Source organism: Streptosporangium album, from assembly GCF_014203795.1.
Lineage (GTDB): Bacteria > Actinomycetota > Actinomycetes > Streptosporangiales > Streptosporangiaceae > Streptosporangium > Streptosporangium album.
In genome coordinates this window covers 2,237,477-2,249,943 of record NZ_JACHJU010000001.1, presented here as the reverse complement: position 1 = coordinate 2,249,943, position 12,467 = coordinate 2,237,477, and the positions used below count along the sequence as shown (strand labels likewise).

Sequence of the window (12,467 nt, the reverse complement as noted above, 5' to 3'; positions counted from 1 at the left end):
GTTCTCTGCCGGCTGGGCTTCAGGTCGGCCGGCAGAGAACACGGAATTCTCTGCATGGGTGTACTGACTCTGACAAAAGACAGGCTTGGCGGCGTGCCACGGACTGCGACCGGGGTGACCGTTACCTTAATCTTCGCAGCCTGGCGTACCGCAGATGGTGAAGATTTACTTCTGGGGTGTTGAGGCTAGGTCATTCCAGCCTGTGCTTTGCGGAATCGTACTTCTTGAAGGAGATCTTGAACATGTTGAGGATGCCCTCCTTGACGGAGAGACGCAGCATCCGACTGGTACCCCGGCAGGAGTACATAAGCTCAAGCACCCTCTCCCGCTCCTCGGAAGGGTCGGAAGAAGAGTTGGCCGTGACGTTCACTGTTGGGCCCTTCCAGCTACTAACGCGTCAGAATAAGATCCCCGATGGCGACCCGAGCTCGTCCCTGACCAGGCGGCATTAGGCTGGCGTCGCGATTTGCCCAGGAAGGGCTAGACCCGCTTATCCCTGAGGAGTCCCAGGTGCGCGCGGTACTGCTCGACGAGGACTCGCCTCATCGTGTGATCGCTGTTGCTACCACGGCTTTAGGGACCCATGAGGATACGGCCGCCTCTCACGCTACGTTTTGGAAGCGCTTCTCTAAGAAACAACGTGTAGGTCGAGCAGTGCAGAGTGCCCATTTTGGCACAGCAAGAGCCATTGATGCCATGGGCACAAAGGACTATTGGCGCTAGGGGCGCGCTTGGGAAGAAAGTAGACATGAAGGCATGGATCTCCCATGAGAGACTTTATTCCAAAAGCCCCTTTAGGAGTCTTATCGCCTTCCCAAAGGGAGGACTGGGCGTCAAGAGAGGAGGCTTAGGGTGTTTTGACTCCCCGCTACCTGCCCATATGGGTTGAGTGTCCCCTTTTCTGCTAAATGGACAGAAAGTGAGGGTTCGATGCGACGGGCGGAGGAAGGCGGGCCTGTGTCTTGAGATGAACCATGGACAACCTCAAGTCGCCACATAGTAGGTGTCAATCCACATTTGACATAGCCCTGGACGTCAAAGATGCTCTTGGGGTGGGTTCACGCCAGCCGTCGATGAGAGGGATGCCATGGATGACTCCAACGACTTCGGGATCTGGTTGGGGAGACAGCTCAGGCGGCAAGGGATGAGCCAGGCGGAGCTAGCCCAGCGACTCGATGTCACCCGTGCCGCCGTGTCCGCATGGGTTACCGGGCGGGCAGTGCCCCGGCTGGAGAAGATCAGGACCATCGAGGAGATCCTCGGGCTGATGACCGGTTCGGTCATGACCTTGGACGAAGTTCCCGACTCGGCAGGCAACGTTGTCTGGTACCACCGACCCGCACATCGTGATGGTGGCCGAGAGCTTGGTAACGCGGCAGCCTTCGCTTTCGACTCGGACCTTCGAGTGCTTGCACGTGAGGCAACACAGAACAGTTTGGACGAGAGGTGGGACAAAAGCAGAGAGGTCAGAGTCAGGTACACCCTGCACGAGATCTCAGGTGAACGGTTGTATCGCTTTCTCGATGCACTCCATTGGAACGACCTCGAAGCTCACTACGAGGCAGCTGCGGACCGATCCACGAAGGTTGGTCGGATCATTGCCAATGGCCTCCAGGAGCTGCGCGAGAAGAGTTCGCTTCTACTGCTTCGCATCGATGACTACAACGCCTACGGTTTGGACGGCCCGGAGTACGGAGACGGACGTTTCGCTGCGGTCGTCCGTCGCCAGTTGGACAGCCTCAAATCAAGTACGGCCGGCGGATCGTACGGCCTGGGCAAGGCCACCATCTGGGCCGCCAGTCGGCTGGGTCTTGTGTTGATCAACAGCACTCTTGCAGAACCACATGAAGGACGAGCGGCCCGTCGTGTGATTGGAAGGCTCGATCTGCCATGGAGGCAAGTGGGCGATGACGCCTATGCGGGCCCGTCCTGGTTGGGGGAGCCCGATGCCGAACGAGGAGGCACGGCCTGCTCCTGGTGGGCTGACACAGAGACGGTTCAGTCCTTGGAACTCACCAGAAAGAGTGATGCTCCTGGAACATCGTTTCTCATCGTGGGAGCTCACGACGGCTCAGGAGAGGCGACAACGCTGGAGGAGATGCATGCCGCCTTGGTGAAGGGGCTTGCGGAGAGCTTCTGGGCATCGATGGTCTCGGCTGAGAAAACCAAGCCAATGCTTGAAGCCTCAGTCGTCGCCCTCCGCGACGGCCAGGTCATCAGGCCCGAGGAACGTGTCAACCCCGATAAGTACGAGCCCGCCCGCTCCCGTGCACTACGCGCTTTCTATGAAGGAAGCACGGTCGACGAACTGACCTCTGCCGACGCGGTGGTGAAAACCACTGTGCGGCTGGGGCTCCCCACGCTGAGGGAGCGTCCGGCAGGGGGTGAAGCCCAGCCGGCTGAGCATGACGCGATCCTCCTTCTCACCCCGACCGATGGAGAAGATGACGCCCCCAACAAGATTGTTTGCATGCGGAGCAGCCGTATGACCGTCATGACGCGGACAGTCAGTGATGTCCCCATGGGGGCGCCTCGATTCCAGGCCGTACTCCTTGCCGGAGTGGCTACCGGTTCCAGCGCGTCGGATGCATACGCTGCCGAAGCGTTTCTCCGTGCGGCTGAACCTCCAGAGCACAACGACTGGAAGAAGACCGATGATCTCACGGCCCTCTACGCGCGAGGGGCTGTCGCCCGAATCAACGATTTCCGTACGGCGATGCTTCAAGAAGCCCGAAGACTCGTGCGTAGCTCCGAGCGAAAGAGCGACGATGGTCCCGCTGCGCTCCGTGACCTTCTCAGTCTCGATCCTCCCCCGATTCAGCGAATCCCGGGGTTTCCCACGGTGCGGCAGGTAGAAGGTGTCATTCGAGGAGACGGGGCATGGCAAGTGCGGGTTGAGATCAGGCTGCCGGAGCGTGAAGACCCGTGGGTGATGGTACCCGTGCTTCGTTTTTTGACGCGTTCGGGCCCCAAACCGCGGGCTCAGTGGGCTGAGATCGTGCCCGAGTCAGGGTGCGAGCTGGTCGATGGAGAGCTCTTGAAATTCACATCGGGTGGCAAAACTGCTGTTTTCACCGGGGTGAGCGATGTGACAAGTCATCCGGTGACCGCACAGATGGCCCTCGCAGAGGTTGATCTCATGAGCACTAAGGAGACCGCCTCATGAAGACTTTGTTTCCCTACCGGACGTTGTTCGGTGAGATTTCCTTGGAAGTCAAGGAAGCTCGGCTGGACGGCAAGCTGCTGCCACTCACGATGATCTCCGTCATGGAACGCGTGGTCGCGTTGCATCAGATCGAGCGAGATGACTGGGAGCGTGCCAGGGTCGTTTTTCGCATGCGAACTCCGGAAGAGTTGATGAAGCCCGATGAGTGGGCCGACGTCGCTTGCGCCGCTGTTCTCGCCGAGAAGAAGACGAACCTGCGTATCGTGACCCCTTTGAAGCGACAACCTGACGGTTCCTGGATTGGTGTTATCGAGCTTCACCGTGACTGGCATCTCGGTCAAGCGGAGGTCGAGGGACTCGTCACGGCAACCGTTGACGGAGTCGCCGGTAGGGTGATCGCCCGGACGGAGCGTCACTGGACTGTTGATCTCCAGGTCCACACTCCCACGCGGAAAAAGACGGTGAAGACCCTGTGGGCTGACTTCGCCTCAGACGACAACCCCTATCTCAACCCGTACAGGATGGATCCCTGGGCGATAGAAGCCGCAGGTGACGAGCCGATCGTCTACCTCAACAGTGGTTTTGAAGGGCTTCAGTTCATCCTCGAGTCGAATACGCGAGCTGACAGAGCAGTCCAGGACACCCTTGCAGGGCAAATCGCCACCGACTGTTGGACAGCACTCTTCAACACCGCGACCTATGCGATCGACGTCGAAGACGATCAGCCCCAGTGGCCAGGCGGATGGCATGAATCCGTGCTGCGACGCATGCTTCCTGATGTCTTCCCCAATCACTCTCCAGATGACGCACTGTCTGAGATCTTCGAGCGCCGCAGTGCGGGGGAAGGTGGAGGAGAACTCCAGACTCAGATTCTCCACGCGGCGATCAAACAGGCCCGCACGTCGAAATCTCTCGGTACCTTCATCCGAACCCTGCGGACCATCGCAAAGGAGGAAATGTGACCATCGCCAATGCTCCGACTCGTTTGGCGCTCCTTCCTGATTCGGTGGTCGTTAAGCATCTTACGCTGGGTGTGCGTACAGGCTCGGAGAAACTTCCTCAGGCCGCACTCGCTAAGGCCTGTGTGGCGCTCGATGAGACACCACGCTGGGAGGCTGCGCAGATCCGAGAGCTGCTTGACGAGGCCATGAGGCGCTTCGATGGTTCAGCTCCCGAGGCTGACGCATGGTTGGCACCGAGGCTTCATGCGGTGCTACGACTCACTCGCAGAGAAGCCGCTGATTCCAGATTATGGAATTTTTTGTGCCTGATGTTGGCGCCCGACTATGTGTTTTGGCGGCACCTGAGCCAGCCAACGGTGAAGAAGCCTATTCCTGAGGTTAGCTCTGCGAGGTACCACGGCACCTTCCACATTCAGGCCTTCGCACGTCTGTGGTGGGCGGCGGAGCTGTTCAGGGACGGTGATGACTATAGGCCAGTTGAGATCGCATGTAGTAACCAAGACATGCTGAACACGGTTCTGCGCCTAGAGATTATCCATCACAGGCCAACTGCTCAGGCAATCGTTCATATGCTTCGTCGGAAGGTCGTTCATACCGGGCGAGAGGTAAACGCTCTTGCCAAAGCCGTCAACGCAGCGGGAAGTACGCTGCTCTATGAGATCCCTGCTCCAGATGAGATCCCGGACGCAGATGCCTATCGTGCATGGATCGACGAGGTAGACACCGCACTCGTACCTTACGACTCCTTGCCTGAGGGGCCGGATGACGGCGGTGTTCCAAGCTTTGCTGTGGACGTTCTCATCCCGCTATTTGAAAAGCTATACGTAGATGCTCCGGTTCGAGGGCGTGAGCAGGCCTCGCCGATTGAAGACACCGCTTCTCCGGAAGCAATTTTTGACTACTAATAGCGCCCTGAGAGGAAACCGATTCTATAGGCTGAGGGCCCTCTTGATCTGTTCGCCTACAGCTGCGGCAACGGGCGGCGGAAAGGTTTGGGCGACCTGCCGGTAGGAGGCGGTCTTTCTACCGCTGAAAATCCAGTCATCCGGGAAGCCCTGAAGACGGGCGACCTGGCGCACGGTGAGTTTGGGAAGTCCAAGCCAGCCGTGGGGGCCGACACCATGTTCAAGAACGAAGTCGGGGCCGGGAACCTCATCTGCGAGACTGCTGCCATTAACTCCAAGCTTGGCCCAAGCCGCTTTGGTGCGAGAAGGGCCGAGGTCAGCTCCACCGTGTTTCTTTGAGCCGCCTACAACTGTAGGCGCGATGGTATTGGCCTCTTTCGCCCAAGCGCCGGCACCTTCCCAACCGCGGCTTGCCATCGAGGCTTGGAGGACCTCGCCGACCGTCAAAGGCCAATCGGTTGGGCATGGCCATTGAAAATGATCGTAGTATTCCTTGCGAAGGGCCACTAAAATGCTGTGTGGGCGTCGCTGTGCCACGCCGAAATCTTGAGCATTGAGAAGTTCCCAATGAAGGCGGTATCCGAGGTGCCCGAGCTCTTCACGGACGAAGTCTCTGGATGAGGCAAACTTATTTCCGGTGAGCAGAGCTGGGACATTCTCAATCAGGATTGCTTTCGGTTGAACCTCGTGTGCTAACCAGATCGCAACCTCTAGAAGATCACGCTCATCCTCGACACCCTTTTGCTTGCCGGCGACCGAGAACGGTGTGCAGGGAACACCGCATGCCATGAGATCTACGTCGAGTACTTGAGGATGGTCGGCAGCGACAAAGTCATGTAGGTCTAGCTGTTGAACATTCCAGTGCGGGCGATTGGTCCGCAGTGTGGCACAGGCGTTCGGGTCGTTGTCGATTGACATAACAGGCTCGAAACCTGCCTGTTCAAGGCCTAATGCTTGCCCACCTGCGCCGGCACAGATTTCAAGACTCCTGAGCATGCTTCGACCCCTCCCGGTTCATCGTTTGATGACTCATCGACGGCGAGTGCCATCTATCGTGAAACAGATGGGCGGTTTCTTCGGGTTCTATGTATGGTTCGGTCGGCAAATATCGCCAAGGGGCCGCGGGGGTTGTGGCGATATTTATAGATATTTCTTAATGTGCTTGGCCAATGCTTGGGCAAGGCCGACGGGTACGGCATTGCCGATCTGCCTGGCGATCTCAACTTTTGATCCGCACCACTGGTATCCAGGGGAGAAGTCTTGAAGTAATGCGGCTTCGAGGTGAGTTATCGGGCGGTTGACGCGATTTGAAGGGTCGGTTTCATCCCACTGCGGGTGAAGGTACTGCCCCTTCTCTGGCTTGAAAAATTCTGTTCGAATTGTCAGGGACGGGCTATCCCACTGCATGCGTCCCATGACGTCCGTTGTTCCGGTTTTCTTCTTTCGCCAGCACGGAGAGAGAAGGTGGTCGGGTAGATTGAAGCGACCTCCTCCTGGAGGGATATGGTTATATCGCTCCAGTGATCTTTCTGTCGGCTGTCGTCCTACATGGAGATCCAAGCCCTTAAAAATCCCTTGCATCTTCTTGTCAAAGAATTCGATGCTCGAATCGGGAAGTTCAGTGGTGTCGGGGTTTTTGGGCAGATCCTTGATTCGATCAGCGGTTGTCAGCCATGGCGTGAGGTCGGGGTCCAGCCCTGGGTCTTTGGCGTGAGTAGGCCGAGGTAGGGGAATTTTGCCAACCCGAGAACCGATGACAATGGCGCGCTTGCGGCGCTGTGCGACGCCATAGTCTGCCGCGTTGAGGATATTGAAGGAAAGCTTATAATCCTTCAACATTCCTCCGTCCGCTTCTTGGTTAAGAAGAGCGAATTCGCTGCTCTTCATGAAGCGATCGACATTCTCGATCACGAAGACTTTTGGCTGGGCATGTGTGATGAACCGGACGTACTCTTTCCAGAGTTGATTACGCGGGTCATTGATGTCTTTGCTGCCCAGATTTGAAAATCCTTGGCATGGAGGCCCCCCGATGATCAAATCGGCAGTGGGGATGCGATCCTTCGTGACATCGGCGATGTCGCCTGCGATCACATGGTCCGCGCCGAAGTTGGCGGCATACGTCGCAGCCGCGTACAGGTTCCACTCCACGGCCAGGGCGGGGACGAAGCCCTCCCGCACGAACCCTGCAGTCATGCCACCGCACCCGGCGAAGAGGTCGATCATGCGGATAGCCTGGTTGCTCATCGGTTCTCCCCAGTCGGACCTACATCGGCGTAACTATAGGCGGCAAACGCCTCGCCTGAGCCTCCTGTTCCTCCCTGCTACCTGAGAGGGCCCTCGGAAGACAGTGAACACCTCCTTCGTAACTAAATCGAGCAACTGTTCGTACTCTCTTGGTTTCGAACCGATCGGACCTACGGTGGATCTGTGACCAAGGCAGTCGAATCGTGGGCGTCGAGCGAAGCCACCAGGGCGAGCATGAAGTCCAACAAGGGGCGTGACACGAAGCCCGAACTTGCTCTCCGTCGTGCCGTACATGCGCTTGGCCTGCGCTACCGAGTCTCGCATCGCCCTCTCAAGGCTGTCCGCCGCACAGCGGATCTCGCCTTCACGAGAGCGAAGGTCGCCGTCTTCATGGACGGCTGCTTTTGGCACGGATGCCCCGAACATCACACGGTGGCAGTGACCAACGCGACTTTCTGGGCGGAGAAGGTTCGGCGAACGAGGGAGCGCGACGCAGAGACCGACCGTCTTCTAGCAGAGGAGGGGTGGCTGGTCGTACGGATTTGGGAACACCAAGATCCTGTTCAGGCGGCCGCGCTTGTCGCTGACGCCGTGGCCACCCGTCGGAGGGCTCCGGCCGCTGAGCGAAAGTAACCGGTCCACACAGGAGCCGAAATAGTGCGGGCTTGCCGGTCGTCCCGAGCTGTGGATTCCCGCCGAGGAGTGCAGCCAGTGCTACGCCGACTGTGCCGACGACCCGAGGGAGAGCTGACCATGAGACAACAGTGGGACAACCTCCCCGACGGCACGCGCGATGCCGTCGAGAAGCAGGTCGGCCAGGTCCTCAAGGCCGAACCCGTGACCAAAGGGTTCATGCCAGGGATCGCCGCCCGGCTGCACACCGAGGACGGCGGAACAGTCTTCCTCAAGGCCGTCTCCACTGCCAGCCCGGCCGCGTCGCTATACGCGCGGGGCACCGTACTGCCGCCCGGCCTTCCCGCGCCCCCTGACGTGGAGCGGCGAGGTAGAGGGATGGATCGTGCTGCTGCACGAGTATGTCGACGGCCGGGATGCCGATCTGTCGCCCGGGTCGCCGGATGTGCCGCTCGTGCTGGACACCTTGGCCGTCCTGAACGAGGCGCTCACCCGTGAGGCGATCTCGGCGTTGGACTGACCCAGGGCGATCATCCGCAGGGTCTCTTGCTCCCGGGCGGTCAGCACGTCGAGCTCTCTGGCCGGCGGCTTCGCGGCCGGAGACCGGGAGGTGAACTCGGCGATCAGCTTGCGGGTGACCGAGGGGGCCAGCAGCGACTCGCCGGCCGCCACCACGCGTACGGCGTGCACGAGGTCGGCCCGCCGTACATCCTTGAGCAGGAACCCGCTCGCGCCCGCCCGCAGCGCCTCGAACACGTAGTCGTCGAGGTCGAACGTGGTCAGCATGAGCACCCGGCACGCCGTCTCGGCCGAGACAATCCTGGCCGCTTCGATGCCGTCCATCCGGGGCATCCGGATGTCGAGTAGCAGCACATCCGGCTCGTGCGCGCGGGCCGCCTCGACCGCCTCGATCCCGTCCCCAGCCTCGGCGACGACCTCGATGTCGGGCTGGGCTTCGAGGATCATGCCGAACCCGGCCCGGACGAGCTCCTGGTCGTCGGCGATGACGACGCGCAGCCCACTCATGCCGCAACCCCGAGGGGCAGCCGGACGACGACCTCGAAGCCGGGTCCATCAGGGCGCGGTCCCGCGGATGCGGTGCCGTGACAGGCGGCGGCGCGCTCGCGGATGCCGATCAGGCCGTTACCGCCGTGGGGAAGCGCGTGCGGGATCCCCCCGCCGTCGTCGGTGATGCGGATCATGAGTTCGTCGTCCTGCCAGTCGAATCGGATGTCGGCGCGGGTGGCACCGGAGTGCTTGACGATGTTGGTGAGCGCCTCCTGGGTCACCCGGTAGGCCGCGACGTCGACGTCGCCGGGGAGCGGGACGGGGGTGCCGGTGACGGTGTAGTTCACGGCCAGCCCGGGACCCGCAACCTGGTCGGCCAGGTCGGGCAGGTCGGCGAGTGTGGGCTGCGGCGCGCGCGGGCCATCGCCCTCCTTGAGCACGCCGAGCAGCCGGCGGAGCTGCACCATCGCGTCGCGCCCCGAGGCGGCGATCGCGTCGAACGTGGCCTCGGCCCGGTCGGGATCGCTGTGCACCACGACCGGCCCGGCCTCGGCCTGGACGACCATGAGGCTGACCGCGTGGGCCAGGATGTCGTGCATGTCCCTGGCGATGCGCGCCCGCTCGCGTTCTGCGGCCCGCTCGGCCTCGACCTGGCGTTCGCGCTGGAGCTGGGCGGCCCGCTCCTCCAGCGCGGCGGCGTGGCTCCTGGAGACGGCCGCGGCCCGGCCGACGGCGTAGGCGGCGACGAACAGCACGACGCCGCGCACCGCCGTGTCGGACGATCCGGTGAACGCGAGCCCGCCGGCTGTGGCCACGGCCAGTGCGAGGATGCGCGGCCACCGGGGGGCGTAGGCGGCGGTGGAGTACATCGCCACCAGCGCGCCATACCAAATGGGCTGTGCGGCGACCCGGTCGGACAGGTCGTAGAGGGCGACGGCGCCGAGGGTGACCATGAGCACGACCACCGGCGCGCGCCGCCGCCACACCAGGGGTGCGGCCGCCGCGAGCACGACGGCGTACCCCCACCAACTCCACGATTCCGGGCTGGACAGGAGTGGCCAGAGCTGGGCCGCCAGGACGAGCGCGGCGAGCGCCAGGTCCAGCCGGCGTGCCGGGATGGCACGCAGCCGATCGAAAAGGAACACAACTCGGCATTCTCCACTCATCGCGCAGAAGCCGGTACGGCGGGCTCGACCACGCGGTGCCGGCCGTCAGCCAGGCGGGACGCGCGGGACACACGGGCCAGCGCCAGGAAGGAGGTCAGCAGGAAAGCGGCGCCCAGCGGCATGAGATCCTTCTCCACGAACGGCACCAGGACGTCAGCGATCACCAGGACGGGCGTCCATGCCTTGACGCGGCGCTGGATCGCAAGCTGAAGGACCAGGCCGATCTGGGCGACGAAGAACAGCAGCGGCCCGAAGTCGTAGATCACCTGCTGCACCCCGGGAACCGCCTGGACCTGATCGAACAGCACGCCCATCGCGGAGTGGTCGGCTGAGCGGAACCCCACGACGATGTCGATGGCGAACTGGGCTATCAGCGTGGTGATGCCGATATATCCGGCGGAGGCCAGCCCGGTGGCCAGGCGTCCGCGACCGGCCAGCCTCCGCATCTCATGAAATGTCATGGCGAAGAACGCCAGGGCGCCGATGAAGGCCAGGTGCCCGGTCGTCCAGGCGAGCCCGGGACCGCGGCTGCCGTCTAGGTTGTCCAGGATGCGGATCACGCCGTAGGTGAAGGTGAGGACGGGGGCGGCGACGAAGGCGATACGGGGGTTCATCTCGTTGACTCCTTAGCGGTGATGACCTCCCCAATCCTGGTTTCCCGCGGCCGCACGGACATCGCCGAGGCGAGCGAACTCCCACATCCCTCTTGAGAGGGATCCGGGGCGCCGCCGCCAACCTCAGCAACCGCCGATGCGGCGACCCCAGGTCCGCGCCGGAGGGAGGCCGCGCTCCGGGTCGCTGCCACCACCGCGAGCAGGTTGAGCGCCGCCGCCGGGCGCGTGCGCCCCCGCGTCATGCAACCTGCTCGACGCCTTCCCCACCGCCCGCACCGAGATCCGCATCGGCTACGCCCGCGTCTCTACCAAGGGTCAAAAGCTCGAACGGCAGATCGACGCATTGACCGCCTTCGGCTGCCGACGCATCTTCACCGACTCCACGTCGGGCAGGAATGCTCAGCGGCCCGAACTTGAGGCCTGTCACGCCTTTCTCGCTGTCGGCGACACCCTGGTCGTGCCCAGCCTCGACCGCTACGGCCGCTCCCTGGCCGACCTCATCACCATGGTCGCCGACCTACGCCGTCGCGAGATTGGCTTCACCTCCCTGCAGGAGAGGATCGACACCACCACCCCCGGTGGCCGCCTGATCTTCCACGTCTTCGCCGCTCTCGCGGAGTTCATCCGCGAACTCATCGTCATCGGCACCAATGAAGGCTTGGCCGCGGCCCGAGCCCGCGGCCGCCACGGCGGACGGCCGAAGGTGTTCGACGACGACATGATCGCTTACGCCCGGACGCTGCGCGAGCGGGGTGTGGCCGTGCCTGACATTGCCCGCAAGCTGGTCATCCCCACCGGCAAGAACAAGGGCCGGCATCCCTCGGTGGCGAGCGTGTATCGCGTCCTGGCCGATGCCGGCGACGTGGTGCCGACCGCGCGCTGATGGCCCCAGTGCGGTGTTGGGTTCACTGGTCAAGGTCACCCGCGGGCACCACGGCGATCGTCGCTTTGGCGGAGGATCCCGGCACCAGGTGAACGGTGTCGCCCGGCTGAGCTGTGGCGAGCTCGTGGGGATCGGCCGGGCGGGGCGCTGCGGTAGAGGACGCGGCGTTGCACGTCGTCCAGGAGGATGTGCCGACCGACTCCGTGTCGAATCTCAGGTCGGCGATCGCGGTGAGGTCGATGCCGTACCGGGCGTACACCTTGAGGGTGTTCTCGCCGGTCAGCCGTTCCTCGTCGTAGCCGAGCCGCCGGGCGACGGCGATGACGTGGTCGCGGTCGCCGGCTTCGATCTCAAGATAGGGCGGGATCCCCGGCCACTCGTCGATCTCCAGCTCGGCCCCGTCGAGCGTGAAGCTGGTACGACGATTCTCCTGGTAGGACTTCGGGGTGAAGCCGAGCTTGCCGAGCAGCTCGTTGGTCGTCTCGAAGTCTAGGACGGCGACCTCGGTCTCCCGGGTTCCGTCGATGCCGTCGTCGGTGATCTCCTTGACGGTCAGTGTGATCTCGGTGCCGGTGTCGCGCAGCCGGATCCATCGGCCCATGTCGCCCGGGGTGATGTCGTAGACGTAGCGGCGCATGAGCCTGGTGCCGGCCACTTTCCCCCCGCCGAGGGCGATGATCAGGTCGGCGGTCCGGTCCGGATCGATGTCCAGCACCTTGGCTTCGTACTCGATGGGCATCTGTGCTCCCTCGCGTCGAGTGGTCTGACGGGCGGATTAGATCATGATGGCGTTCCCGGCGACCACGCGAACCCATCCCGGAAGCGGACGACCTCCAAGCGGAGTTCGCCGGTTGCGGATTCGCCGACCGGCATATACCGGTCGGTG

The 12,467-nt window shown here is 62.4% G+C and carries 12 protein-coding genes; 5 read left to right on the top strand and 7 right to left on the bottom strand.

Annotated features, from left to right (window positions below):
• Positions 1-190: 190 nt before the first annotated feature.
• The gene (locus FHR32_RS45860) at positions 191-319 is read right to left on the bottom strand and encodes a hypothetical protein (RefSeq protein WP_281390862.1); all 129 of its coding nucleotides are present in this window, start codon (positions 317-319) and stop codon (positions 191-193) included.
• Positions 320-1,087: 768 nt separating this feature from the next.
• Here FHR32_RS45860 and FHR32_RS10620 point away from each other — a divergent pair.
• Genes FHR32_RS10620 through FHR32_RS10610 form a run of 3 tightly spaced genes read left to right on the top strand, consistent with a single transcriptional unit; the run spans position 1,088 to position 5,033 of the window.
• On the top strand, positions 1,088-3,166 hold the full coding sequence (locus tag FHR32_RS10620) for a helix-turn-helix transcriptional regulator (protein WP_184754154.1): 2,079 nt from the start codon (positions 1,088-1,090) through the stop codon (positions 3,164-3,166).
• Positions 3,163-4,128: a hypothetical protein gene (locus FHR32_RS10615; protein ID WP_184754153.1), complete on the top strand. Its 966-nt coding sequence runs from the start codon at positions 3,163-3,165 to the stop codon at positions 4,126-4,128. Before FHR32_RS10620 ends, FHR32_RS10615 begins: the two co-directional genes overlap by 4 nt.
• Positions 4,125-5,033, top strand: a complete 909-nt coding sequence (locus FHR32_RS10610) for a DUF6339 family protein (RefSeq protein WP_312882248.1) — start codon at positions 4,125-4,127, stop codon at positions 5,031-5,033. Before FHR32_RS10615 ends, FHR32_RS10610 begins: the two co-directional genes overlap by 4 nt.
• 24 nt (positions 5,034-5,057) lie before the next feature.
• Here the strand turns inward: FHR32_RS10610 and FHR32_RS10605 are convergent, their stop codons facing one another.
• Together FHR32_RS10605 and FHR32_RS10600 are read right to left on the bottom strand one after the other, a co-directional pair.
• The gene (locus tag FHR32_RS10605) at positions 5,058-6,029 is read right to left on the bottom strand and encodes a DNA cytosine methyltransferase (RefSeq protein WP_184754152.1); all 972 of its coding nucleotides are present in this window, start codon (positions 6,027-6,029) and stop codon (positions 5,058-5,060) included.
• A 144-nt stretch (positions 6,030-6,173) separates the two neighbouring features.
• Entirely contained in the window at positions 6,174-7,277 is a 1,104-nt protein-coding gene (locus tag FHR32_RS10600; protein WP_184754151.1) for a DNA cytosine methyltransferase, read from the bottom strand.
• Between the two features lie 183 nt (positions 7,278-7,460).
• On the opposite strand from FHR32_RS10600, the gene FHR32_RS10595 reads away from it, so the two are divergent.
• A complete protein-coding gene (locus FHR32_RS10595) occupies positions 7,461-7,910 on the top strand; it encodes a very short patch repair endonuclease (RefSeq protein ID WP_184754150.1) in 450 nt (149 codons plus the stop codon).
• A 306-nt stretch (positions 7,911-8,216) separates the two neighbouring features.
• On the opposite strand, the gene FHR32_RS10590 is transcribed toward FHR32_RS10595, so the two are convergent.
• From FHR32_RS10590 to FHR32_RS10580, 3 genes are read right to left on the bottom strand one after another with little or no spacing between them, the layout of a single operon-like run.
• The gene (locus FHR32_RS10590) at positions 8,217-8,936 is read right to left on the bottom strand and encodes a response regulator transcription factor (RefSeq protein WP_184754149.1); all 720 of its coding nucleotides are present in this window, start codon (positions 8,934-8,936) and stop codon (positions 8,217-8,219) included.
• On the bottom strand, positions 8,933-10,063 hold the full coding sequence (locus tag FHR32_RS10585) for a sensor histidine kinase (protein WP_312882247.1): 1,131 nt from the start codon (positions 10,061-10,063) through the stop codon (positions 8,933-8,935). Before FHR32_RS10585 ends, FHR32_RS10590 begins: the two co-directional genes overlap by 4 nt.
• A gap of 17 nt (positions 10,064-10,080) precedes the next feature.
• A complete protein-coding gene (locus FHR32_RS10580; RefSeq protein ID WP_184754147.1) occupies positions 10,081-10,698 on the bottom strand; it encodes a hypothetical protein in 618 nt (205 codons plus the stop codon).
• Between the two features lie 247 nt (positions 10,699-10,945).
• Here FHR32_RS10580 and FHR32_RS10575 point away from each other — a divergent pair, with 247 nt between their 5' ends.
• Positions 10,946-11,581, top strand: coding sequence for a recombinase family protein (locus FHR32_RS10575; protein WP_221465817.1), 636 nt, complete (start codon positions 10,946-10,948; stop codon positions 11,579-11,581).
• A 22-nt stretch (positions 11,582-11,603) separates the two neighbouring features.
• Here FHR32_RS10575 and FHR32_RS10570 read toward each other — a convergent pair whose 3' ends face one another.
• Positions 11,604-12,320 carry a class IV adenylate cyclase gene (locus FHR32_RS10570; RefSeq protein ID WP_184754146.1) on the bottom strand — a complete coding sequence of 239 codons (717 nt, stop codon included), beginning with the start codon at positions 12,318-12,320 and terminating at the stop codon, positions 11,604-11,606.
• Positions 12,321-12,467: the final 147 nt, after the last annotated feature.

Excerpts from the sequence above, each read along its gene's own strand:
- FHR32_RS10620 (WP_184754154.1), top strand. The coding sequence starts at position 1,088 with ATGGATGACTCCAACGACTTCGGGATCTGGTTGGGGAGACAGCTCAGG.
- FHR32_RS10615 (WP_184754153.1), top strand. The coding sequence starts at position 3,163 with ATGAAGACTTTGTTTCCCTACCGGACGTTGTTCGGTGAGATTTCCTTG.
- FHR32_RS10605 (WP_184754152.1), bottom strand. The coding sequence starts at position 6,029 with ATGCTCAGGAGTCTTGAAATCTGTGCCGGCGCAGGTGGGCAAGCATTA.
- FHR32_RS10600 (WP_184754151.1), bottom strand. The coding sequence starts at position 7,277 with ATGAGCAACCAGGCTATCCGCATGATCGACCTCTTCGCCGGGTGCGGT.
- FHR32_RS10590 (WP_184754149.1), bottom strand. The coding sequence starts at position 8,936 with ATGAGTGGGCTGCGCGTCGTCATCGCCGACGACCAGGAGCTCGTCCGG.
- FHR32_RS10580 (WP_184754147.1), bottom strand. The coding sequence starts at position 10,698 with ATGAACCCCCGTATCGCCTTCGTCGCCGCCCCCGTCCTCACCTTCACC.
- FHR32_RS10570 (WP_184754146.1), bottom strand. The coding sequence starts at position 12,320 with ATGCCCATCGAGTACGAAGCCAAGGTGCTGGACATCGATCCGGACCGG.